Origin of the sequence: Arthrobacter sp. PAMC25284 (genome assembly GCF_019443425.1) — a bacterium.
Taxonomy (GTDB): Bacteria; Actinomycetota; Actinomycetes; order Actinomycetales; family Micrococcaceae; genus Arthrobacter; species Arthrobacter oryzae_A.
The window spans coordinates 3841575-3865615 of record NZ_CP080382.1 but is presented as its reverse complement, the minus strand read 5'-3'; the positions used below and the strand labels follow the sequence as shown (position 1 = coordinate 3865615).

The 24041-nt window shown below is 66.8% G+C and carries 19 protein-coding genes, 1 tRNA gene and 3 pseudogenes; 13 read left to right on the top strand and 10 right to left on the bottom strand.

Features of this window, described 5'->3' with window-relative positions:
- Positions 1-67: 67 nt before the first annotated feature.
- A pseudogene (locus tag KY499_RS17875) lies at positions 68-481 on the bottom strand (MarR family winged helix-turn-helix transcriptional regulator); the annotation flags it as partial.
- Between the two features lie 85 nt (positions 482-566).
- On the opposite strand from KY499_RS17875, the gene bcp reads away from it, so the two are divergent.
- The 8 genes from bcp (at position 567) to KY499_RS17835 (ending at position 10736) form a co-directional block, all read left to right on the top strand.
- A complete protein-coding gene (gene bcp / locus KY499_RS17870; protein WP_219885967.1) occupies positions 567-1040 on the top strand; it encodes a thioredoxin-dependent thiol peroxidase in 474 nt (157 codons plus the stop codon).
- A gap of 119 nt (positions 1041-1159) precedes the next feature.
- Positions 1160-1241, top strand: a tRNA-Leu gene (locus KY499_RS17865).
- Between the two features lie 303 nt (positions 1242-1544).
- The gene (locus tag KY499_RS17860) at positions 1545-2213 is read left to right on the top strand and encodes a fasciclin domain-containing protein (RefSeq protein WP_123254055.1); all 669 of its coding nucleotides are present in this window, start codon (positions 1545-1547) and stop codon (positions 2211-2213) included.
- A gap of 210 nt (positions 2214-2423) precedes the next feature.
- Positions 2424-4112, top strand: a complete 1689-nt coding sequence (locus KY499_RS17855) for an ABC transporter substrate-binding protein (protein WP_219885966.1) — start codon at positions 2424-2426, stop codon at positions 4110-4112.
- Between the two features lie 77 nt (positions 4113-4189).
- Positions 4190-5695 (top strand): malate:quinone oxidoreductase, encoded by a 1506-nt coding sequence (locus KY499_RS17850; protein ID WP_219885965.1) that lies wholly within the window; start codon positions 4190-4192, stop codon positions 5693-5695.
- 80 nt (positions 5696-5775) lie between these two features.
- Positions 5776-8979: an efflux RND transporter permease subunit gene (locus tag KY499_RS17845; protein WP_219885964.1), complete on the top strand. Its 3204-nt coding sequence runs from the start codon at positions 5776-5778 to the stop codon at positions 8977-8979.
- 138 nt (positions 8980-9117) lie between these two features.
- Entirely contained in the window at positions 9118-10254 is a 1137-nt protein-coding gene (locus tag KY499_RS17840; protein WP_258190858.1) for an LLM class flavin-dependent oxidoreductase, read from the top strand.
- Positions 10254-10736 (top strand): MarR family winged helix-turn-helix transcriptional regulator, encoded by a 483-nt coding sequence (locus tag KY499_RS17835; RefSeq protein WP_123254059.1) that lies wholly within the window; start codon positions 10254-10256, stop codon positions 10734-10736. Before KY499_RS17840 ends, KY499_RS17835 begins: the two co-directional genes overlap by 1 nt.
- A gap of 9 nt (positions 10737-10745) precedes the next feature.
- On the opposite strand, the gene KY499_RS17830 is transcribed toward KY499_RS17835, so the two are convergent.
- Both KY499_RS17830 and KY499_RS17825 read right to left on the bottom strand, forming a co-directional pair.
- Positions 10746-11552 (bottom strand): transglutaminase family protein, encoded by an 807-nt coding sequence (locus tag KY499_RS17830; RefSeq protein ID WP_219885963.1) that lies wholly within the window; start codon positions 11550-11552, stop codon positions 10746-10748.
- A 239-nt stretch (positions 11553-11791) separates the two neighbouring features.
- Positions 11792-13258, bottom strand: a complete 1467-nt coding sequence (locus KY499_RS17825) for a pilus assembly protein TadG-related protein (protein WP_219885962.1) — start codon at positions 13256-13258, stop codon at positions 11792-11794.
- A 189-nt stretch (positions 13259-13447) separates the two neighbouring features.
- Between KY499_RS17825 and KY499_RS17820 the strand changes: the two genes are divergently transcribed.
- Positions 13448-14122, top strand: coding sequence for a DUF1684 domain-containing protein (locus tag KY499_RS17820; protein WP_123254062.1), 675 nt, complete (start codon positions 13448-13450; stop codon positions 14120-14122).
- 77 nt (positions 14123-14199) lie between these two features.
- Positions 14200-14760, top strand: coding sequence for a GtrA family protein (locus KY499_RS17815; protein ID WP_219885961.1), 561 nt, complete (start codon positions 14200-14202; stop codon positions 14758-14760).
- Positions 14761-14786: 26 nt separating this feature from the next.
- Here KY499_RS17815 and KY499_RS17810 read toward each other — a convergent pair whose 3' ends face one another.
- The 7 genes and pseudogenes from KY499_RS17810 to KY499_RS17780 all read right to left on the bottom strand — a co-directional run bounded on the left by KY499_RS17810 (position 14787) and on the right by KY499_RS17780 (position 21536).
- On the bottom strand, positions 14787-14963 hold the full coding sequence (locus KY499_RS17810) for a YqaE/Pmp3 family membrane protein (protein ID WP_123254064.1): 177 nt from the start codon (positions 14961-14963) through the stop codon (positions 14787-14789).
- Positions 14964-15032: 69 nt separating this feature from the next.
- Positions 15033-16193 (bottom strand): cysteine desulfurase family protein, encoded by a 1161-nt coding sequence (locus KY499_RS17805; RefSeq protein WP_219885960.1) that lies wholly within the window; start codon positions 16191-16193, stop codon positions 15033-15035.
- A gap of 8 nt (positions 16194-16201) precedes the next feature.
- A pseudogene (gene nadC, locus KY499_RS17800) lies at positions 16202-17144 on the bottom strand (carboxylating nicotinate-nucleotide diphosphorylase).
- A gap of 23 nt (positions 17145-17167) precedes the next feature.
- Complete coding sequence (gene nadB, locus KY499_RS17795) at positions 17168-18901, bottom strand: L-aspartate oxidase (RefSeq protein WP_219885959.1); 1734 nt, start codon at positions 18899-18901, stop codon at positions 17168-17170.
- Positions 18898-20200, bottom strand: a pseudogene (nadA, locus tag KY499_RS17790) (quinolinate synthase NadA). The gene nadB and the pseudogene nadA overlap by 4 nt, the downstream one beginning before the upstream one ends.
- Positions 20197-20907 carry an NUDIX domain-containing protein gene (locus KY499_RS17785; protein WP_219885958.1) on the bottom strand — a complete coding sequence of 237 codons (711 nt, stop codon included), beginning with the start codon at positions 20905-20907 and terminating at the stop codon, positions 20197-20199. Before KY499_RS17785 ends, nadA begins: the two are co-directional and overlap by 4 nt.
- Before the next feature lie 155 nt (positions 20908-21062).
- Complete coding sequence (locus KY499_RS17780; protein WP_123254069.1) at positions 21063-21536, bottom strand: Lrp/AsnC family transcriptional regulator; 474 nt, start codon at positions 21534-21536, stop codon at positions 21063-21065.
- A 243-nt stretch (positions 21537-21779) separates the two neighbouring features.
- Here KY499_RS17780 and KY499_RS17775 point away from each other — a divergent pair, with 243 nt between their 5' ends.
- From KY499_RS17775 to KY499_RS18435, 3 genes are read left to right on the top strand one after another with little or no spacing between them, the layout of a single operon-like run.
- Positions 21780-23141, top strand: coding sequence for an amino acid permease (locus tag KY499_RS17775; protein WP_258190857.1), 1362 nt, complete (start codon positions 21780-21782; stop codon positions 23139-23141).
- Positions 23142-23171: 30 nt separating this feature from the next.
- Complete coding sequence (locus KY499_RS18440; protein WP_258190856.1) at positions 23172-23549, top strand: PhzF family phenazine biosynthesis protein; 378 nt, start codon at positions 23172-23174, stop codon at positions 23547-23549.
- On the top strand, positions 23494-24030 hold the full coding sequence (locus KY499_RS18435; RefSeq protein WP_258190855.1) for a PhzF family phenazine biosynthesis protein: 537 nt from the start codon (positions 23494-23496) through the stop codon (positions 24028-24030). The genes KY499_RS18440 and KY499_RS18435 overlap by 56 nt, the downstream gene beginning before the upstream one ends.
- The last annotated feature ends 11 nt before the right edge of the window (positions 24031-24041 follow it).

Below are 24041 nucleotides of genomic sequence, written 5' to 3'. Positions count from 1 at the left end.
TCAGGCAGAGGACCCGGCCGCGGTGTCTGATCCGGCGTCGACGACGATCTTGAGGTCCGCAGAGGCCCCTGATCGCAAGCACCCGGACGACGGACTGCAGCTCCTGGCGCAGAACGTCCGGGTCTATCGACGTTGCAGCAAGAACCGAGCGCTCCATATCGGCGGCTTCGCCAACTGCCTCGCGGCCGCGGTCGGTCAGCGACACCACCTGGCTCCGGCGGTCCGAGTCGCTCCGTTGCCGGGAAATATGGCCGTGCGCCTCCAACCGGCTCAGCGTCTTCCCCATGGTTTGCGCCTGGACGCGGACAAGGTGGGCCAGCTGAGCCTGCGTCATGGGTCCGTTGGCGGACAACACCTCCATGGCGATAACGCCGGCGTGGGTCAGGCCAATAGCCCCCAGCTTTTCGTTCCAGGAGTGTTCTACAAGGCGCGCTGCCGTGGACAATAGGCGGCCCGTAGGCCAGCGATCCATATCAGGCATACATACGAGTATAGCGAGCAGTAGTTTCGTTGCGCGCCAGCAGGCTGGTTACGCTGGGACATTACGCCACCCCGAAGGAGAAACCGTGCAGGAACGACTCACCCCCGGCGCCCCGGCGCCGGATTTCACCCTCCAAAATGCAGCAGGCCAGTCCGTCAGCCTGCGGGACTTCCGCGGACGGAGCACGGTGGTTTATTTCTACCCGGCGGCGTCCACGCCCGGCTGCACCAAGGAGGCCTGTGACTTCCGCGACTCCCTGTCCTCCCTGCAGCAGGCCGGCTACGAGGTTCTCGGCATCTCCCCGGATCCCCAGTCCAAGCTCGCCGCTTTCGCCGACGCCGAGGGACTGAACTTCCCGCTGCTCTCCGATGAGGACCACGCTGTCGCAGAGGCGTACGGCGCATGGGGGGAGAAGAAGAACTACGGCCGCACCTATGAGGGACTCATCCGCTCCACCGTGGTGGTGGACGCCGGGGGAACCGTGGCGCTGGCGCAGTACAACGTCCGCGCCACCGGCCACGTCACCAAACTCCGCCGCGACCTAAAGCTGGACGGGTAGCCCTGAAGGCGTCCCGCAACAGTGATGCATGATCCTGTTATAGGTACAATGGAGGCTGGCATCCGCCGTCGGCCCTCTGAAGACTTCTGGTCTGGGACTGGTTCCGACGACGGCGCCGCGCGCGAGTGGTGAAATTGGCAGACACGCAGGATTTAGGTTCCTGTGCCTTCGGGCGTGGGGGTTCAAGTCCCCCCTTGCGCACAATGTGATGGCACTACAACGCAACCCCGGCCCTTTGGCCGGGGTTGCGTTGGTTTAAGGACTTCGCACGAACAGCCAGCGCGCGCAGCGGACCGGTGTTGCGCTGCGGTCCCCGAAAGACGCTGGAATACCGGACTTTCCGGGACCGAAAAAAGAAATTGGAATCTTCACCCATCCGTTTCCATCGACCCGGCGAATACCCATTGAGACACCAACCAAGGGTAGGTGCCCGACAGTCGGAAATGGATTAGAGCGGCGAAGTCAACCGCAGCCACCAATCGGCACAAACAAGGAGAAACCGAAATGCAGACCATCAAGCGCACCACGTTCGCCGTCGCCGGAATCGCAGCAGCAGCCATGCTCAGCCTGACTGCCTGTGGCGGATCCAGCACCACGGCAGCTTCCTCAGCACCGGCAACCACCCCGGCCACCAGCGAAGCCGCTGCCCCGGCGACCAGCTCTGCGGCGGCTATGGACCCGACCGCCAACCTGGTCGGCGCCGGCTGTGCCGCATACGCCGAGGCCGTTCCCTCCGGCGCCGGTTCGGTATCCGGCATGGCCCTTGACCCGGTAGCCGTCGCCGCATCGAACAACCCGCTCCTGACGACCCTCACGGCCGCAGTCTCCGGCAAGCTCAACCCGAAGGTTGATCTCGTGGACACGCTCAATGGCAGCGAATTCACGGTCTTCGCACCGGTTGATGACGCGTTCGCCAAGATCGACCCGGCCACGATCGAAACGCTGAAGACGGACGACGCCCTGCTCAGCAAGATCCTGACCTACCACGTAGTCCCCGGCCAGATCACCCCGGACAACATCGTTGGCACGCACAAGACCGTTGAAGGCGGTTCAGTGACGGTCACCGGCTCCAAGGATGCCCTGAAGGTCGACGACGCCAGCGTTATCTGCGGCGGCGTTATGACCGCCAACGCCACTGTTTACCTCGTCGACTCCGTTCTGATGCCGAAGTAAGCAGCACCAAGCACTCCTGATCCGGTCCCAGCCTGACTCCCTGGACCAACATGGAGAAGCAAGGCCCGCACCCTTAGGTGCGGGCCTTCGCTTGTGTGGCGGACACCCTCATCCCGCTCCCGGTACGACGTCCCGGGTCGTCAGGGTCAACTAGACTGGGGCTGGTCCGCAGCCATCGGCTCGTCCAGTTCCCCCCGAGGTGATTTCCAGATGCCCCGCACTGTAGCGCCCAGCAAGAGGTTGCACCGTATTGCAGCCGGTATCTGTGCTGTCCTCCTTCCGCTGACGCTCGCCGCGTGCACCGGGACGCCGGCCCCCGGCGCCAGCTCTCCAGCCACTCCGTCCGACACACCCGCAGCCGGGCCCACGGCAGTGTTCACGTTCGGCACCGCCGCCCGGGCTCCCGGTCTCGATCCGGCCCTCGTCGCCGATATCGAGGCCTACCGCGTCACCCGGCAGGTACTGGAGGGGCTGGTCGGAGTGGACCAGACCACCGGCCAGCCGACACCGCTGCTCGCCACGGAATGGAAGCAGAGCGACGACGGCAAGGCGTACGACTTCCAGCTTCGCGGCGACGTCAGGTTCCACGACGGCACGGCCTTCGATGCCGCCGCCGTGTGCACCAACTTCAACCGCTGGTTCAACTTTTCCGATGCCCTCCGCAGCCAGGCCCCCGGAAGCAGCTTCAAAGGTGTTTTCAAAGCCCACGCGGACCAGGCCGAGCTCTCCCTCTACCGGAGCTGCACTGCCCTCGCCCCGGACAACGTCCGCATCGACCTGGCCGAACCCTTCACCGGCTTCCTCCAGGCCCTGACCATGCCGGCGTTCGCAATGTCCTCCCCGCAGGCCCTCGCGGCGCAAAACGCCGATGCTCTGGACCAGAACGTCAACGGTTTGGCTGCCTCGGCCTATGCGCTCCACCCGGTCGGGACCGGTCCCTACGTTTTCACAGCCCGTGACGGGGACAGCATTACACTGGGCAGCAACGCGGATTACTGGGGCGAAAAGGGCCAGATCGGTACGGTGAATTTTGTCACCTACGACCACCCTGAGAGCCGGCTCCAGGCGCTCCTTGACGGCAAGATCGATGTCTACGACTCCGTGACGGTCGGCAACTTCGACGACCTCGTCAAGAACGGCCAGCAGATCATTCAGCGCGACCCGTTCTCCGTGATGTATCTGGGCGTGAACCAGGCCGTGCCCGCCCTGCTGAACATCAAGGTCCGCCAGGCGATCGAAATGGCCCTGGACAAGGACACCCTGATCCGGCGGTTTTTCATCGACAACACAGCCAAGGCCTCGCAGTTCGTCCCGCCGAAGCTCAGCGGCTTCAACAACAACGCCCCGGCCTTGGGATATGATCCTGCCAAGGCCAAGCAGTATCTCGCTGACGCCGGCTACGACGGGGCGGAACTGAAGTTCTACTACCCGCTCAACGTCGCCCGGCCCTATCTGCCCACACCGGAGAAGGTCTACGCGGAAATCAGCAGGCAACTGACCGCCGTCGGGCTGAACATCAAGCCGGTCCCGGTGGAATGGTCGGAAGGCTACCTGAAACAAGTCACCTCACCTGGAGATCATGCCTTCCACCTGCTCGGGTGGAACGGTTCGTACGCGGACCAGGACAATTTCGTGGGCCCGCTCTTCGGTGAGAACAACGGCGAATTCGGCTTGCAGGACCCGCAACTCTTCTCCAAGATCGCCCGGGCCCGCGGCCTGCCGGACGGTGGGGAACGCGTCGAGGCGTACCGGACGATCAATACCCATATCGCCGAGACCGTCCCGGCCATCCCGATTGCTTTTCCCATCTCTGCACTGGCGCTCTCTGACCGGGTGGAGTCCTACCCTGCATCGCCGGTCCTCGATGAGGTTTTTACAAAGGTCCGGCTAAAGCCTTGACGCGCAGGCCCAATTTCAGTTAGTAAGCCCTGCGGGATATTCTGTGACAGCCAGAGCCGCTGCTATCGGAGACTGATGTGACTTTCATTTCCAAGACCCAACATGCCGACGTCGTACTGATCGGCGGCGGCATCATGAGCGCCACGCTGGGCACCTTCCTCAAGCAGCTCGAGCCGGGCTGGAGCATCTCGCTGTTCGAGCGCCTGGACGAGCCGGGGCTGGAAAGCTCCGACCCGTGGAACAATGCCGGCACCGGCCACGCCGCCCTGTGTGAACTTAACTACTCCCCCGCGGCCAAGGACGGTTCAGTCGATCCCGGCAAAGCACTGAAGATCAACGAGCAGTTCCAGCTGTCCCGCCAGTTCTGGTCCCACCTGGTGGAGAAGTCCCTGATCGGCTCACCCAAGGGCTTCATCAACACGGTGCCGCACATGAGCTTTGTCATCGGCGACTCCAACGTCGACTTCCTGCGTACCCGCTACGAGGCACTCAAGCCAAACCCGCTCTTCCGGTCGATGGAATACTCCGAGGACCACGCGCAGATCGCCAAATGGGCCCCCCTGATCGTGAAAGGCCGCGATCCCCGGCAGCGCATTGCCGCGACCCGCGCCGCGGAGGGAACCGACGTCGACTTCGGCGCACTGACCCGTGAACTCACCGGCTACCTCGGCAACAATGGTGTCGAGGTCAACTACGGCCACAACGTCACTGGCATCACGAGGGCTTCCGACGGCGGCTGGGACCTCGCCCTCAAACACCCGAGGTCCGGGGAACACGGCTCCATCCACGCCAAGTTCGTTTTTGTCGGCGCCGGCGGAGGAGCCCTGCACCTGTTGCAGGCCTCCGGTATTCCGGAGAGCAAGGGTTACGGCGGCTTCCCAGTTTCCGGCCAGTTCTTCCGCTGCACGGACCAGACCCTCGCCGCGCAGCACAGCGCCAAGGTCTACGGCCAGGCGTCGGTCGGGGCACCGCCCATGTCCGTCCCGCACCTGGACACCCGCTACGTCAACGGCAAACGGTCCCTCCTGTTCGGCCCCTATGCCGGCTTCTCCACCAACTTCCTCAAGAACGGCTCCTACCTGGACCTGCCGTTGTCCATCCGGCCCTCGAACATCATCCCGATGCTGGCCGTGGCCAAGGACAACATGGACCTCACCGCATACCTGGTCAAGGAAGTCGCCAAACGCCACGGCGACAAGGTCGAGGCGCTGCGCGAGTACTACCCGGAAGCCAAGGACAGCGACTGGGAACTCATTACCGCCGGCCAGCGCGTCCAGATCATCAAGAAGGATCCGAAAAGGGGCGGTGTGCTCCAGTTCGGGACCGAGGTCATCGCCGGGCGCGACGGCACCATCGGCGCCCTGCTCGGCGCATCCCCGGGCGCGTCCACGGCCGTTCCGATCATGATCGAACTGCTGCAGAAGACTTTCCCCAAGAACTTCAAGGGCTGGCAGGCCAAGCTCAAGGAGATGATGCCCGGCTACGGCGTCAAGCTCAACGAAAACCCTGAGCTCGCCGCGAAACTGGAGGCTGAAACGACAACGGCGCTCCAGCTTGAACAGGTCGACGCCGCGCACAGCTGAGGCCCGGCCCGGTCGCGGCGGTACCCCATCGTTTGAAATCCCGTTGAAGTACCTCCGTCGACCCGTCAGGAGTCCCTTGGATGTTCCGGCTCGCACAGCTCTCACTGGCTAACCGGGCGCTGATCGCGCTTGTGACCGTGTTCGCGTCCGTCTTTGGCGTCATCACGATGTCCTCGCTGAAGCAGGAGCTCATCCCGTCCGTCGAGTTTCCCCAGATTACCGTCCTCTCGGCGATGCCGGGGGCGTCACCGGAGGTTGTGGACAAGCAGGTCAGCGCCCCGCTGGAGACTGCCTTGAACGGCGTCGAAGGGCTGGAATCGACGTCGTCAACGTCGCGCAGCGGCATCTCACAGATCACCATGGTCTTCACCTACGGCTCCAACCTGGACCGCGCGCGAAACCAGATCGACCGTGCGATTTCCAATACCAGGCAGGCTCTCCCCAAAGACGTCCAGCCCCAGGCGATCGCCGGGAGCATCAGCGACTTCCCGATCATCTTCCTCGCGGTCTCGTCGGACAAGCCGTTGAGCGAACTCAACACCGATCTCGCCCGCCTCAGCGTGCCAATGCTGCAAAAGCTCGACGGCGTGCGCGGCGCAGACGTCACCGGAGGCGCCAGCCAGTACATCCGGGTCCTGCCCCGGGCCGCCGATATGGCCGCCGCCGGCGCCGGCATCCAGGCCATCAGCACCGCGTTGACCAATAACGGCTCGCTCATTCCTGCCGGCACCGTCGAAGAACAGGGCAGGACGCTCTCGCTGCAGATCGGCAGCCCGGTGGACTCCCTCGATACCGTCAAGAGCCTCCCGCTGGCCGGAACCAAGGCCGGGGCCACGATTGGAAGCGTGGCCGACGTCAGCATCGCCGAGGACACCCGCACCTCGATCACCCGGACCAACGGCAAAGAAACACTGGCCCTGTCGGTCACCAAAAAGCCCGAGGGCGACACCGTGGCGATCTCGCAGGCAGTCAAGGACGCCATCCCCCAGTTGGAGGCCGAGCTTGGCGCCAACGCCAAGTTCACCCCGATCTTTGACCAGGCACCGTTTATCGAAAAGTCCATCAAGGATCTCACCACCGAAGGGCTGCTGGGTCTTGGGTTCGCCGTCGCCGTGATCCTGGTGTTCCTGATGTCCGTCCGCTCGACCCTGGTCACGGCGATCTCCATCCCGTTGTCCCTGCTGATTACCTTCATTGGTCTCTCGGTCACCGGCTACTCACTGAATATCCTGACCCTCGGCGCGCTCACGATCGCTATTGGCCGCGTCGTGGACGACTCGATCGTGGTGATCGAGAACATCAAACGCCACCTGAGCTACGGCGAAGCCAAGATCACGGCAATCCTGACCTCCATCCGGGAGGTGGCCGGCGCCATCACCGCCTCCACCCTGACCACGGTGGCCGTCTTCCTGCCCATCGCTTTCGTCGCGGGACTTTCCGGCGAGCTGTTTCGTCCCTTCGCGCTCACCGTCACGATCGCCCTGCTCTCATCGTTGCTGGTCGCACTGACCATCGTGCCGGTGCTGGCGTACTGGTTCCTGAAGTCACCGGCGGACTCCGGTATTTCCGAGGCCGCCGCCCGCGACATCGCCGCGAAGGCACATGCGGCCGAACAGCGCAGCCGGCTGCAGCGCAGTTACCTTCCCGTCCTGACCGGGACCCAACGGCATCCGGTCATCACCCTCGTCGCGGCCGTCCTCGTCCTCGGCGGCACCGCCGCGATGACCCCGCTGCTCGCCACCGACCTGCTCGGCAGCTCCGGCCAGAACAGCATGACGGTGAAGCAGGAGCTGCCCGCGGGTACCAGCCTCAGCGAAGCCAACGCGGCGGCCATCAGGGTCGAAGGCGTGCTGCGGACCATCGACGGCGTCAAGGACGTCCAGGTCACCACCGGGAACGCCCAGTCCGGATTCTCTGCCCTGCGCTCCACCGGCGCCTCGAATTCCAGCTTCACCGTCGTCACCGACGAAAAAGCCAAGCAGTCCGCCCTTCAGGAAACGGTCCGGACCGAACTCGCCGGACTTGGCGATGCAGGCAAGATTACCGTCGGTTCCCAGCAGGGCGGATTCGGCACCTCGTCAACCGTGGACATCACGCTCCGCGCGGCAACCTCGGCAGACCTCAAGACTGCCAACGGGGCCATGGTCAAGGCGATGACCAATGTCCCCGGCAGCAACGAGGTCGCCTCCAACCTGGCCGCGAGCCAGGCCGTCGTCCAGGTCAAAGTGGACCGCGCCAAGGCCGTCGCGGCGGGCCTGAACGAGGATCAAGTGGCCGGCATCCTGGCCTCCACGATCAGTCCGATTCCGGCCGGAACCGTGCGCATCGGCACCGACGACTTCCCGGTCCGGATTGGCGAGGGGACCCGCTTCACCAGCATCGGTGCCGTCCGGGATATCCCGTTGCCGGCCGCGGCCGGCCCGGTCCCGCTGGGCAGTATCGCCACCGTCGAAGAAGTTGACGTCCCCGTCTCGATCACGGCCAGCAACGGGCAGCGCACCGCCCGGGTCTCCGTCACGCCGTCGGGCGCCAATCTCGGCGCGGTGAGCGCCGAAGTGCAGCGCCGGCTCGCGGAGGTCGAACTGCCGGCCGGCGTGACAGCCACGATTGGCGGTGCCACGACGCAACAGGCGGAGTCCTTTGCGCAGCTGGGGCTGGCTCTGCTCGCCGCCGTCGCGATCGTCTTCGTGATCATGGTGGCCGCCTTTAAGTCCCTCATCCAGCCGCTGATCCTGCTGGTGTCCGTGCCCTTCGCAGCGACCGGGGCCATCGCGCTCCTGCTGGTGACCGGCGTGCCGTTGGGGCTGCCCTCCCTGATCGGCATGCTGATGCTGGTGGGCATTGTGGTGACCAACGCGATCGTGCTGATTGACCTCATCAACCAGTACCGCCAGCCCCGCAACGGCGAGCCCGGGATGAGCGTGGCGGATGCCATCACCCACGGCGCACGGCAGCGCCTCCGACCGATCCTGATGACGGCGCTGGCCACGGTGTTCGCCCTGACGCCGATGGCGCTGGGCCTGACCGGCGGCGGCGGGTTCATCTCCCAGCCGCTGGCGATCGTGGTGATCGGCGGGCTGATCTCCTCGACCGCCCTGACCCTGGTCCTGGTTCCCGTGCTGTACCGGCTCGTGGAGGGCCGCCGGGAGCGCAAAACGCTGCGCCACCCAGTCCCGCGGCGGCCGCGGCGGGCGCGGCGGGCGCGGCACGCCGCTCCGGCGGTTGAGGACGGATTCCCCGACGATCTGTCCGAAGAAGCCCCGGTCCCCAGCGGCTCCCGCTGAACCTGGACGCCGGTGCCCGCCGTGGGGGCGGGAATAGTTCGGGGATGTCTGCGTTATACCGGTCGATACATGCAAATGCATGCAAATCGGATAAGCTGGAATCATCATCGGATGAGTCCGGCCACGGAAAGGAAGATCATGCAGATCGGCGTATTCAGCGTCAGCGACATCACCACAGACCCCACGACGGGACGAACCCCGTCGGAGCGTGAACGCATTAAGGCCGCCGTGGCGATTGCCCGCAAAGTCGAAGAAATCGGCATGGACGTCTTCGCCCTCGGCGAGCATCACAACCGGCCCTTCTTCTCCTCGTCGCCCACCACCACGCTGGCGTACATCGCGGCCCAGACCGAGCGCATCATCCTCTCTACGGCCACCACACTGATCACCACCAATGACCCGGTGAAAATCGCCGAAGACTTCGCCATGCTCCAGCACCTGTCCGACGGCCGCGTGGACCTGGTCCTGGGCCGCGGCAATACGGCGCCGGTCTACCCCTGGTTCGGCAAGAACATCCAGGACGGGATCGAACTCGCCGTCGAGAACTACAGCCTGCTCCGCCGGCTGTGGGACGAGGACACCGTCAACTGGTCCGGGAAACACCGCACACCGCTGGAGAACTTCACCTCCACCCCGCGCCCGCTCGACGGCGTCGCCCCCTTCGTGTGGCACGGCTCCATCCGCACGCCGCAGATCGCGGAGGTTGCTGCCTACTACGGCGACGGCTTCTTCGCCAACAACATTTTCTGGCCCAAAGAGCACTACCAGCAGTTGATCGGGCTCTACCGCGAACGCTACGAACACTACGGCCACGGCACGGCCGCGCAGGCCATCGTGGGCCTCGGCGGACAGTTCTTCATGCGCAAGAATTCCCAGGACGCGATCAATGAGTTCCGGCCGTACTTCGACAATGCCCCGGTCTACGGCCACGGGCCTTCGCTCGAGGATTTCACCTCGCAGACCCCGCTGACCGTCGGGAGCCCGCAGGAAGTCATCGACAAGACCCTGACCTTCCGGGAATTTTTCGGCGATTACCAGCGCCAACTGTTCCTCATCGACCACGCAGGACTGCCGCTGAAGACTGTGCTGGAACAACTGGACCTGTTCGGTGAAGAAGTCCTGCCGGTGCTGCGCCGGGAATACGCGGCCCTGACGCCCGCCGGGATCCCCGCGCCGCCCACCCACGCGGGACGCGTCGCCGCATCGCTGGCCGGGAGCGCGGCCAACAGCACGGTCTCCGCGGAGCTGAGCCCGACCGGCAGCCGGGAGGCGTGATGTCCCACAGTTCCGGACAGGAGCCCGCCGCCACGGCCGGTGCAGGCATCCGGCTGGCCGCCGAGACCTGGGAATCCCTGTTCCGGGCCCAGGTCGCCGTCATGCGTCAACTGCAGGCAGCACCGGCTTTCAAGCAGCTCGCCCTGAATGAGTACGATGTCCTGTTCACGCTGTCCCGGTGCCCGTCGGGCTGGCTGCGGCTGAACGAACTCAATGACCATGTGCTCCTGAGCCAGTCGAGCCTCAGCCGGCTCGTGGAACGGCTCGAAAAGCGCGGCCTGCTGGAGCGGACGCCTTCACCGGAGGACGGACGCGGGATCCTGATCAGACTCACCGCGGAGGGCAGGGACCTGCAGAAGCAGATTGGCCGGGAACACGTCCGCGACATCGCGGACCTGGTTGTACCGGCTCTCACGGCCGCCGAGCAAAAGGAACTGCTGAAACTGACCGCGAAACTGCGCGCGTCTGTGGCGTCGCGCTGACCCGCTCCGCTAGCGGATAATGACGGGCCGGGCCGGATCCTCTTCCGGCAGGTCCCCGGAGACGGTGGCCATGACCCTGAGGTCGGTCAGGACGAGGCTGCCACCGATGGTGGAGAGGAAGGCCGTGTCCGAGGAGTCGCGGCCCGCCGTGATCCGCAGCATACTTTCCCGCGGCGCCAGGCCCGTGGGATCGATGACGTGCCAGGCACCGTTGATGTGCGCTTCAGCTACCGCGTGGAAGTCCATCGGACTGAGCCCGGGGGCGTACACGGCGGCCAGCCGGGCAGGGATGTTTTTGGACCGCAGCAACGCGATGGCGAGATGCGCGAAGTCGCGGCAGACTCCGCGACGGTGCAGCAGGGTCTCGACGGCGCCGTCGGTCCCCCGCGAGGATCCGCTGACGTAGCGCAGTTCGCTGTACACCCAGTTGCGCACGGCCAGCAGCAGTTCCCAGCCCTGGAGTCCGCCGAATTCGGCATACGCGGTGGGAAGCAACCGGTCCGATTCGGCGTAGCGGCTGGGCCGAACGTAGCGGATGAGTTCCATCAGTCCCGGCTCTTCGGGCGCAGCGGTGCCGGCGACGGTCGCGGCGTAGTCCACCAGGACCTCGGCAGGGTCGGTGAATTCCATGTAGTGGAAGCGCCCGCCGTGGTGATCCGTCAGTTCCGTGAGCGGCACCTCGACGCCGCATGATGTGACGGACAGCGACTCCTCGAGGGAGGTATAGCCGGCATTCCGGGCGACCGCCACCGCCAGGGCGATCTTGGTGTCAGCGGTGGTTTTGAAAGCCAGGCGGGCGGCTACGGTGCGTTCCATGTATCTCCGGAATGTGGGATGACGGCAGACGAAACCCGATGCCGGCGAGGGCTGGGGCCTGGCCCGGAGGTGTACGGGCGGTCGGGACTCGTTATTGATCTCCAGAGACATTAGCATCCGATGGCCCCGTCGCGGGCGGCCTCGAGTATCCAGCCGCACCGCAGACGGGAAGGGGCCTGCGGGTATCCCCGTGCGGGATACCGCGCAGGGCCCCAGGGACCCCGCGGAGGAGCGGGGTCTCAGCCCGGGATGCGGATCAGGCGGGAGTTCGGGCTGATGGCGTTCACGGCCGAGACGAAGATCGGGCCGAGCTCTGTACCGCTGGCCGCGCAGAAGAAGAAGTCCCCGTCGGAATTCTCGGCCGAACGCTTTGCCGCCGTCCCGCAGTCGTTGTCGGCGATGCTCGGATTGCCTGTCGAGTCAGGCGAGGACGCGGCGGCGAGGACATTGCGGACGAACTCTCCGCCGCCCGCGCACTGGGCGGTGTTGGCGGCCCCGAACGCAACCGTCACGATCAGGATGCCCTGGGCTTTGGCGTTCGCCGCCACCGTCTTGAGGTTGTTGCACGCGGTGGTCCCGTTGGTGGTGCCGATGTCGGTGGCGTCGTTCAAGGACGTGGTGCCCACGATGGCCGTCTCGTTGGGCTGGCCGTCGGTCTCGAAGATGATGGCCTTCTTTGCCGGCTGGGAGCGTGCCGGCAGGCTGGCGAGGTTGTTGGGTGCCAGACCGAGCAGGTACCGCGCGGCGGCCTTCATCGGCGAGGCGAGGTAGGTGCCTGAACTCGACGCCGGAAGACAGTTCAGACCACTGATGAGCGCGCTGATGGGGTTCAGAGCGGGCGTGGCGCCGGGAAAAGCGGGGAGCAGCGTGTAGTCGTTGGAGAAAGGAACCGGGATCCACGGGCCGGTCGTGGCCGATGCCGAGCCGGTGGTGATGCAGAGTCCGGGAGTGGCGCTGCTTCGGTGGATCGTGCCGAGCGCGACGTATTTCTGGTCCTTGGTCATGGTCTGCAGGGTGCTCTTGATCCCGCTGACCATCAGGTTTCGATCGGCGGTACTCATGCTGCCGGTACGGTCCGCGACCAGGACCACATCCATGGGGTTGGGGGTGACCGCGCCGCACGACCCGACGCACGCCGTGGCGGCGACCGCACCGGTGTTTCCTTTGTTGATGCCGATGGCCGGGGCCACAGCGAAGGGCACATCCTTGGCATCGGTCAACGTCATCGTGTTGCAGGTGCGGCCGAGTCCGATGGAGCAGGGAACCGCGCAGATCTTCTCGTCGCATTTGGCGCCGGCGGCCGTCCCCGGGTTGCAGACTCCCGGAATTTGGCTGGTATCCGGGGTTTTGGCGGCGCCCGTGGACGCGATGACACACCAGAAGGTCGCTGCCGGGTTCGCTTGCAGATCGTTCAACTTGGCAAGGTTTAACGCGGCGGCCTGGGCACCGAGCAGATCACCCGGGAGCAAGTAGGCACCCCCCAGGGCAGCGGAATCCAGCGCGTTGTTCAGTCGTTGCCGCTCGTAGACCAGCTTTCCGACATCGATGGTCATGGCGGCCGCCGCGAAGAGCACGGGAACCATCAGGGCAACGATGACCGCCGAAGCGCCGCGCTGCCGAGCCCCGCCGCCGCGCGGACCAACGCGGCGTTTCCCGGGCCGGGAATTTTCGACATGACGATTGTGATCTCGGTTGACGGAATGCACGTTGGCTCCCCCACTCGCACTACTCCACATTGACCCCAGCGACCAATGTTTCTCAGAGACTAGCATTTGCCTGTGGAAATCTCATGTAATCTGTAAAATTTAGTCCTTGCCAGGAGAACCCCCGGCACGCCCTGTCCGGGAGTCCCTTGTGGGAGCCCGGACCACGCATAAGCGGGCTACGCTGGGGGCATGGCGGAACAGCACTTATACAGAACGCATGTCGGAGACCCGGATGACGTGGCGGAGATATCCGCCCTGGACGTCGCGGACTGGCGGCTCCGGACTTTCGCGCTGTATGCCACGGTCCGGAAAATTGCGGACGACAACCCCGCCGAGGCGCATTCCTATTGGCGCCAGGAGCGGGACCGCATGTTCGGGACCCACCCGGCGTCGGCGCTGACCGCCCCCGCCAAGTCAGGCTTCGACGGGCTCAAGACCGCCGACTATGATCCGATCTACCGCTTCTACGTCCCGCTGACGAAGGAGGGGGCAGGCCGGGAGATGACTGTGGAGACCGGGACCGACGGCGCGGTCCAGTTTGTCCGGCTGGGCACCTTCGACCTCCCCGAGATGGGGCAGCTGGCCGTCTGGAAGCTGAACGGCTACGGGGGCGGCATTTTTGTCCCGTTCCGGGATGCCACCGCCGGGCAACCGGGCGGGACCTACGGTGCCGGGCGCTACCTGGTGGACACCATCAAGGGCGCCTTCCACGGGGTCCGTGGGTCCGGGCCGCAGACTGAGTACGTCCTGGACTTCAATTTTGCCTACAATCCCTCCTGCGCCTACAACGAGGCGTGGGCATGCCCCCTCGCCGGCCCGTCCAACCGGCTGGCTGTGGAGATCCCGGTGGGCGAGCTGTACTGAGTCCGGGCCGCATAGCGCCGGGACTGCGGCCCGGGTCTGTTTCGGGATATCCCGGACCCGTGTGACAGTCTTTACGGATGGAATCCCCTGCCGTCCCGGCCACCGTGCCCGGCCGGCCGCTCCCCGGACTTGACTCAGATGCCTTGCTGCCTGCGGCAACGGCTGTTCTCTCCGTGACAGCCGCGGCGGGCGTTGTCCGCCCGCCTGCTGCCCGTCGCCACCGCGGGGTCCTGCGCTACCCGTTGATCAGACAGCTGATCCGGTTCACCGGCGTCGGCGTCGTGTGCACGGTGACGTCACTGGCCCTCTACGCCCTGCTCAGGCCCTGGATCGGCCCCCAGCCGGCCAACGCTGCCGCCCTTATTGTCACCTCGGTGATGAACACCGCCCTGAACCGGCGTCTGACCTTCAAGATCACTGACCGGCGCCGGATGAAGCGGGATCATCTGAGCGGGCTGACTGTGATCCTTGTGGCGCTGCTGCTCACCGGTGGCAGCCTCGCCTTCCTGCACTGGCTCAGGCCCGGGGCCACGGTGACCGAAGAACTCTGGACCACCACCCTCGCGGGTTTTGTCGCGACAGCGGTGCGTTTCAGCCTCCTGCGGCACTGGATCTTCCGCCGGGCACGGCACCGCTAGGAAGCGGCGCCGCGCTCAGCTGTGCGTCAGGAGTTCACGGGTTTGGCTTTCAGCACCACCAGGAGGCTGTAGATCACGCCCGGCACGTGACCGAGAAGCTGCCACAGGAATGCCCACAAAACCTTTTTGTTGAGCCCCTGGTGAAGCCACACGGCCACCGGAGGAAGGAAGAAACACAGGACGATGAGCAGGATTTTTTTCATGTGCTCATCATGTCTCACGAACAGCGGCGGCTGGTTCGTTAATTGCCCGGCCCCGCCGTGTCTTCGCCGTCATCCCCGTTGCGCCAGGGACCGGACGCTGCCGACGGCGGCTCGGACCGCTTCCGCGGCCTCCCGCAGTTCCGCCGCCGTAATGGCGGCATCGAAGCTGAACCGCACCGCCGTCTGGGCAACTTCGGGACTGATGCCCAGTGCCAGCAGCACCGGGGACGGCGCATCGGAGCCTGCCGCGCAGGCGGACCCGCTCGAGCAAATGACGCCGCGGCGCTCAAGCTCGAGCAGCACCGATTCGCCGCTGGTGCCCGGGAAGCAGAAAGACGCCACGGACGGGAGCCGCTCGGTGGGGTGGCCGGTGAGGATGGCACCGGGCACGCCGGCCAGGACAGCGGCGATGAACGTGTCACGCAGCGCCGCAATGGCTGCCGCGGGCTGCCGCCCTGACGCCCCGGCCAGCGTCAGTGCCGTCGAGAGCGCAACGGCCCCGGCTACGTTTTCCGTGCCTGAACGGCGGCCGCGTTCCTGGCCGCCGCCGTGGATCAGCGGCTCCAGCCGGGTCCGGCCGCGCACAAACAGCGCCCCGTTGCCTTTGGGCGCCCCCAGCTTATGCCCGGAAATACTCAATGCGTCCACGCCGAGCGCAGCCGCCTCCAACGGCAGCCAGCCCGCGGCCTGGACCGCATCGGTGTGGAACGGAATCCCCTGTGCACGGCAGAGCCCGGCAAGCCGGGCGATGGGCTGCACGGTGCCGACCTCGTTGTTCGCGAATATGATGCTGACGAGGGCCGTCTCCGGCCGCAGCACGGCGGCGAGCGCCTCCACGGTGACCTGCCCGAAGGCGTCCACGGGCACCACGTCCACAACGAAACCGTGGATCCGGGCCAGGTAGCGTGCGGAGTCCTCCACCGCGGGATGCTCGACGGCGCTGATCACCACCCGGTCCAGCCGGGGGTCCGCCGCACGCCGGGCCAGGGCAATACCCTTGACCGCCAGGTTGTCCGCTTCCGTGCCTCCGGAGGTGAAGATGATTTCCCCCGCCCGGCAGCCCATGGCCTTGGCGGTGGCGGTCCGGGCCCCCGCGAGTGCGGCGGCGGCGGCCTCGCCCAGCGAATGGTGGCTGGAGGGGTTGCCGAAGTCGCCGCTGAGGAGGGGCCACATGGCCTCCAGCACCTCGCGGCGGACCGGCGTTGTGGCCGCGGCATCGAGGAAGATCACGGTGTGCCTCAGCCGGCCGTCGGCCCGGCACCGGAGCCGGTCCCGGGGGCCATGTCCAGACCGATGTCCAGCCCGAGGTCCAGCGCGATGACGCTGTGGGTGAGGCCGCCGATGGAGATGTCATCCACCCCGGTGGCGGCGATGTCCGCCACGGTGCCGGCATTGACGTTGCCGCTGGCCTCGACCCGGGCCCCGGCCCGCCACCAGCGCCACGCCGGCTGCCAGATCCGCCAGCGTGAAGTTGTCGAGCATGATCGTGTCCACCCCGGCGGCCAGCACCGGTTCGATCTGCGCCATACTGTCCACTTCCACTTCGAAGTGCGTTGTGTGGCCCAATTGGGCCTTGGCGTTCCGCAGCACTGCGGTGAGCTTCTCCGGATCGCCACCACTGAGCACGGCCAGGTGGTTGTCCTTGGCGAGTACGGCGTCGGAGAGGCTGAAGCGGTGGTTGGCGCCGCCGCCGCAACGGACGGCATAGCGTTCGAGCACCCGGAGTCCGGGGGTCGTCTTCCGGGTATCGGTGATCCGCGCCTTCGTGCCCGCCACCAGCGCGACGAAGCCGGCCGTTTTGGTGGCGATGGCGCTCATTCGCTGGACCAGGTTCAGGGCCACGCGTTCGGCGAGCAGCACGGCCCGGGCGTTGCCGGTGACGGTCGCCAGCGCCGTCCCGGCCGCAAACGCCTCGCCGTCGCGGACAAGGAGGTCCACGACGGCGTCCGGATCCGTCAGCTTCATTGCGGCGGCGAAGACCGCCCCGCCGCTGAGGACACCGGGCTCGCGCGCGTTCAGTACCGCCGTCGCCCGCGCGCCGGTGGGGATGAGGGTCTGGGACGTGATGTCGCCGTAAGGGGCGTCCTCCTGCAGTGCCATGCGGAGAACGGCATCGACGGCGGACTCCGGCAGGGTCCCGGCGAAACCGTCGGCGGTCGGGAGGGCGGCGCGTGGTGCCATGGTGGCGGCGGTTGCGGTCATTGCTAGGTCCTTTGCATGGGTCGGGTGCCGGCAGCGTGCCGGTCCGTTGGCGGGGCGGCGTCGTCCCGGTAGTGGGCGCCGGCGGAACCGGCGCGCTGCAGGGCAGCCGCCACGAGCAGCTGGGCGGCCAGCAGCAGGTTGCGGTCCTCGTGGTCGCCCTGGCCCAGGGTCACGCCGGTGTCGTCCGCGTCGTTGATCCCGGCGGCCCAGCGCGCCAACTGTCGCCTGGCTTGTTCCAGTTGGGCTCCGCTGCGCAGTACGCCGGCGGCGCCGGTCATGAGGCGCGCCAGGGCGGCCCGGCTGAACGGAATACCGGCCGGGTCCGCCATGGCGGCGGCACCGGCCTCATCGCCGGCAGGGTTGTGGCTGGCCGGTTGTTCCGCCGGTACCGGGCACCGGCGGTCCGGTCCGGCGGCGGCCGGCCGGGCATCGTGCAGGAAGGCCGTTACGGCGCGGCGGCCGAACACGAGGCCTTCCAGCAGTGAGTTGCTGGCCAGCCTGTTGGCGCCCTGGGCTCCTGTGCGGGCGACTTCGCCGGCGGCGTACAGGCCGGGGACGGAAGTGCGGGCCCAAAGGTCGGTGGCCACGCCGCCCATCCAGTAGTGCGCGGCAGGTGACACCGGAACCGGCTGGCGCGTCCAGTCGTATCCGGCGGCCCGGGTGGCGGCCGTGATGGTGGGGAAGCGCCGGGCGAGGTAGCCGGCGCCCCGGTCCGCCTCAATGCCCCGGGCATCCAGGAAGACCGGGCTGTCGGCGGACGCTTCCGTGGCGGCCAGGTGCAGGGCGATGCTGCGCGATACGACGTCACGCGGGGCGAGCTCCGCATCCGGGTGATAGCCGGGCATAAAGCGGTGGCCGGTGGCGTCGAGCAGGACGGCTCCTTCGCCGCGCACTGCTTCGGAGATCAGCAGCGCGGGAGGCCCGCCCGGCACTTCGGCCACGGCGAGCGTCGTCGGGTGGAACTGGAAGAACTCGAGGTCCCGTACGGCCGCCCCGGCACGCCAGGCGAGCGCGACGCCGTCGGCGGTGGCTACCGAGGGGTTGCTGGTCCGGGCAAACAGCCGGCCGGCGCCGCCTGTGGCGAGCAGGACGGCGTCGGCGTCGAGCTGCTTCGGCTGTCCGTTGGACAGGTACGCGACGCCCGTGATGCGGGGCTCCGCCGGGCCGGCCGCAGTGCTGCCACCCTCCGGGGTTCCGGTCAGCAGGCCGGTCACGAAGGCGCTGGTTTCGACCCGGATCCGGCCCTGGACAGCGCGGTCCAGGACGGCAGCGACGAGACTCCGGGCGATGCAGGTGCCTGTGGCGTCGCCGCCAGCGTGCAGGATGCGCGGGGCTGAATGGGCGGCTTCCAGCCCCAGCGCAGGGGCGCCGCCGGGGCCTGCATCGAAGTGCACGCCGTAGCGGCGCAGGCCCTCGATGTCCCGGACGGCTTCCGTGCAGAGGATCCGGACCGCCTCGGCATCGTTCAGCCCGGCGCCGGCGGCGAGGGTATCGGCAATGTGGGCCGCCACGGAGTCTCCCGGGGAGGCCTCGGCCGGAGCAAGCACTGCCGAGACTCCGCCCTGGGCGTAGAACGTGTTGCTCTGCTCCAGTGTCCCCTTGGTCAGGAGCACGACCTCGACGGCCGGCGTGCCCGTGCCAACATCGGCGTCGGAGGCCAGCAGCGCGGCATAGAGACCGGCGATCCCGCTGCCGACGATCACGAGGCGGGGCGGCCCCGGGATGGCCCTGGTCATGGCCGCGCGGCCAACATGCGCTCCAGCGCGACCCGGGCAGGGCCAGCGACCTCGTCATCCACCGTGATGCGGTTGAGCACCTCGCCCCGGACAAGGGCTTCGAGGACCCAGGCGAGGTAGCCGGGGTGGATCCGGTACATCGTTGAGCAGGGGCAGATCACCGGATCGAGGCAGAAGATCGTGTGCTGCGGGTATTCGGCGGCCAGCCGGTTGACCATGTTGATCTCGGTCCCGATCGCGAACGTGGCGGGTTCGGTGGCTGCGGCGATGGCCTTTTTGATGAAGTCGGTGGACCCGGCGGAGTCGGCGGCATCAACGACCTCCATCGGACATTCCGGGTGCACGATCACCTGGACGCCGGGGTTCTCGGCGCGGGGCCTTGTCGATCTGGCCCACGTTGAAGCGCTTGTGCACCGAGCAGAACCCGTGCCATAGGATGACGCGGGAGTCCTGGAGGGTCTGCTCGTCGTTGCCGCCGAGGTCTTTGCGCGGGTTCCACATCGGCATCTTCTCCAGCGGTACGCCCATCGCCTTGGCGGTGTTGCGGCCCAGGTGCTGGTCCGGGAAGAACAGCACCCGCTGCCCGCGCTCGAAGGCCCACTCCAGCACGGTCGCGGCATTGGACGACGTGCAGACGATCCCGCCGTGGTCGCCGCAGAAGCCTTTGAGTGCTGCCGAGGAGTTCATGTAGGTGACGGGGATGACGGGTACCCGTCCGTCGGCGTCGGGTTCCGTGCCGTAGAGCTCCTCCAGCTGTTCCCAGCATTCGGTGACCGAGTCGATGTCGGCCATGTCCGCCATCGAGCAGCCGGCGGCGAGGTTGGGCAGAATGACGGCCTGGTCCGGCCGGGACAGAATATCCGCCGTCTCGGCCATAAAGTGCACACCGCAGAAGATGATGGCTTCAGCGTCCGGCCGGGTCAGGGCCGCGTTGGCGAGCTGGAACGAGTCGCCCACAAAGTCGGCGTATTCGATCACCTCATCGCGTTGGTAAAAGTGGCCCAGGACGACGGCGCGGTCCCCGAGCGTGGCTTTGGCGGCCCGGATCCGGGCGTCCAGTTCGGCGTCGCTGGCGAGCTTGTACTCCTCAGGGAGCTGGCCTTGGCGCGGCGTCGACGCCGGGGCGACGTCGGCCGAGGAGGCGCCGGGGCCGTAGGCCGGGGCCCCGGCGCGCGACTCGGCGGCGTCGAAATCCCAGGGCCCCCGGGCGAGCGCCGGGCTGCAGGTGGAAGCTGCCGGCACCTTCCGCTCCGCCTGTTCACGCGTAATCAGCTGGATTGCCGTGTTGACGCTGCTCATGGTGTGCTCCTGGTATCTGGGTCGAGGCCGGGGCGGCCGGTGAAGCGGTAGAGGCGGGGTGGACGGTGTTTGCCGCCCTGCAGGTACTGATCGGTTTCTTCGATTTCCGGGGCGGCCTTGATCTGGCGTCTGAAGTTGGCCGGATCCAGCTCGCGGTCCAGGACTGCTTCGTAGACTTCGCGGACCTGGGCCAGGGTGAAATATTCACCGAGCAGGTGGTAGGCAATCGAGCCGTACGCCATCTTGTTGCGCAGCCGCCAGAGGGCATACTCAATGATTGCGTTGTGGTCGAAGGCCAACTCCCCCAGCCTGTCGGCGCGGAACCAGCGGACGTTTTCGGATTCATCCGCGAGCGCGGCCTCGGTGGGCTGGACGAGGGCCCAGTACACAATCGAAACGACGCGCTGGGTGGGTGAGCGGTGCAGCCCGCCGAAGGCGTAGAGCTGCTCAAGGTAGTTCGGGGCGAGCCCGGTGGTCTCACGCAGGTTCCGGGAAGCGGCGTCCTGCAGCGAATCCGAGTGCGTCAGCGGTCCGCCGGGGAGCGCCCAGAGATCCTTGAACGGTTCCCGGATCCTGCACACCAGGGGAATCCAGAGCGTGGGACGGCCGGTCCGTTCGCTGGGCCGGAGGGCGAAGATCACGGTGGAAATGGCCAGCGTCGGCGGTGCCGTCTGGCGTTCGGAGACGTTGGCTGCTGTGATGTACACGGTGTTCACCCCGCTTTCAGGGATCCGGGCGGGTCCTGGCGGAACGGCCCGGCTGGCTCCGGTCCGACCGCCGGATTAGTTATAGTCATATTGACTAGAACTCATTCTACGACCATGGACGCGACGGACAAAATGCGTCCCGTGCGTGTTTCGGCTCACTCCCCCCGTGCGGCGGCCTCGAGCAGCGGCAAGGTGCGTCCCTGGAAGTGGGTGTTGAGGACTATGACGGAGGAGGAGCGCAGCACGGTCCGGGTGGCAATCATGGCGTCGAGCACCCGTTGAAGATCCGGGTTGGACCGGGCCGCGACCCTCGCCATGAGGTCCGAACTGCCGGAGACCGTGTGAATTTCAATCAGTTCAGGGATCCGGGACAGGGCAGCGACGACGGCGTCGTGCCCGAGGTCCTGGTTGATGGTCAGCGAACAGAACGCCACCACCGGAAAGCCAAAGTGTGCCGGATCCGGTTGCGGCACCCAGGAACCGATGACAGCGCTGTCCTGCATTCGGTCCAGCCGCGACTGGACGGTGGCGCGGGCCACTTTGAGCACGCGTGAGGCCTCCAGGACAGAGGCCCGCGGCGTATCCGTGAAGAACCGGACAATTTTCGCGTCCAGCGGATCAACCGTCATCGTTCTTCCTTTTCCCTGCGGTCATGACCGGACAAACCGTCAGCCAATGCGCTGTTTAGTCTGGCAAACTGCCACCATGCTCTCACGGCCCCGGGCCGGATGCGGCGGCTGCGGCGTGCCGGAGGCGGTAAATTTGTTAAGTCCCACAAGGACCCCCCGACAACGACCACACGAAGGTTCGCCAGCATGATAATGACGTCCACCGCGCAGCGCCCTGATCCAACACGGAGCCAGGGCCAGAGCATGAAACCGCGCCAACTCACCATGATGGGACTCGGCAGCGCCATCGGCGCCGGCCTGTTCCTCGGCTCCGGGGCCGGCATCCAGGCGGCCGGCCCCGCCGTGCTGATCTCCTACCTGGTCGCCGGAACACTGATCATTCTGGTCATGTGGGCGCTGGGGGAAATGGCCGCCGCCAATCCCAACAGCGGCGCGTTTTCCGTCTACGCCGCGAAGGCCATGGGCCGGACCGCCGGAGCGACCGTTGGGTGGCTGTGGTGGCTGCAACTGGTAGTGGTCATCGCCGCCGAAGCCCTCGGCGCCGCCGCATTGCTCGTCACCGTCTGGCCGGTCCTCCCGGTCTGGGCACTGTCACTGGTGTTTATGGCACTGTTCACGGCCATCAACCTCGCCGGCGTGAAGAACTTCGGTGAGTTCGAGTTCTGGTTTGCGATCCTCAAGGTCGCCGCGATCCTGCTGTTCGTCGGCATCGGCGCCGCACTGCTGCTTGGCTGGCTCCCCGGGGTCGCCTCGCCCGGACTGGCCAACATCACCACCGACTTCGCACCCGCAGGATTTGGCGGGATTGCCACCGCCCTGTTTGTGGTGATCTTCGCCTTCGGCGGTACCGAGATCGTCAGCGTGGCAGCCGCCGAGACTGAGAATCCCGCGCGCAGCGTCGGTCAGGCGGTCCGCACGGTCCTCTGGCGCATCCTGGTCTTCTACATCGGCTCCGTATTCGTCATCGCCGCCATCCTGCCCGCGACATCCGAAGCACTCGCGTCGCCGTTCGCCGGCGTCCTGGACGTGGCCCGCATCCCCGGCGCCGGGTCAGCGATCACGCTGGTCGCCGTCGTCGCCCTCCTCTCGGCTCTGAACGCCAATCTCTACGGCGCGTCCCGGATGGCGTACTCGCTGTCCAAGCGCGGCGAGGCACCCCGCATCCTGTCGAGGCTGAACACGGCCCGGGTGCCGGCCGTAGCCGTGGGCATCTCCGTGGCCTTCGGCTTCGTTGCCGCCGTGCTGGAGCTCTTGTTCCCGGAGCGGATCCTGCCGGCCCTGTTCCAGCTGGTCGGTTCCACCTGCCTGGTGGTGTGGGGCTCCGCCCTCGTATCCCAGCTGATCCTGCGGCGCCGCGCGGACCGGGACGGCACCGTCCTGCCGCTGCGGATGAAGGGCTTCCCGGCACTGACCATCGCCGGGCTTGTGATCCTGGCTGCGATCTTCGCCGTCGGCTTCAGCAACCCGGACAGCAGCCGCCAGCTGGTCAGCACCTTCGCGCTCGTCGCCGGCATCGCCGTGGCCTGCTGGATCGGCGCCCGGGTCAGCGCGCGCCGCCCGGAGCAGGATGCCCGGGACAAGGAACCGGCCGACTCCGCCGGCTGACCCTCCCGGGCCATGTGCGACCATGTCCGAATGGAACAGGCCACGGACGTACTGCGTTACGCCGCCTTCAGCACTACCCCCGGCGGTGGAAACCCTGCGGGGGTAGTGCTCGACGCGACCCGTCTGGACGACGCCCTTATGCAGGCCATCGCCGCCGACGTCGGCTACGCCGAAACGGTATTCGTCACCGGAGTGGCGCTTGAGGGAAACCCCCGGCGGCACCGGGTGCGCTTCTTCTCGCCGATTGCCGAGGTTCCATTTTGCGGCCACGCCACCATCGCCCTGGCCGTGGCGCTGTCAGGGCGCGACGGAACCGGATCCTTCACCTTCGACACAGCGGTGGGGGCCGGTCGTGATCGAGACCGCAGGCCAGGGCACCGCGGTGACGGCACGGTTCACGAGCGTTGAGCCGCAGCTGGCCGGGTTTCCCGACGGCATCCTGGAGAGATTGCTCGGGCTGCTCGGCGTGGTCCGGGACGATCTGGACCCCGGCTACCCGCCGATGGTCGCGTTCGCCGGTAACTGGCACCCGATCCTCGTCTTCGCCGACCGGACGACCTTCGATTCCTTTGTCTTCGACCCGGCTCCGCTGCGCGCGCTGATGGATGATCAGCACTGGGCCGGCACCGTCACAACGCTCTGCGCGACGGGACCGGGCGAGTTCGACTCACGCAACCTCTTCCCGGTGGGCACCATCACCGAGGACCCGGCGACGGGTTCGGCCGCCGCGTCGTTCGGCGGATACCTCCGCCTGCTCTCACTCGTGGAACTGCCCGCCCGCGTGGTCGTGCACCAGGGCAGCCACGTCGGCCGCCCGAGCGTGCTCACCGTCGAGGTTCCGCTGCTCGGCGGGATTATCGTCAGCGGTGACGCCGTCGAAATCAGCTGAGTCCGCCCGGC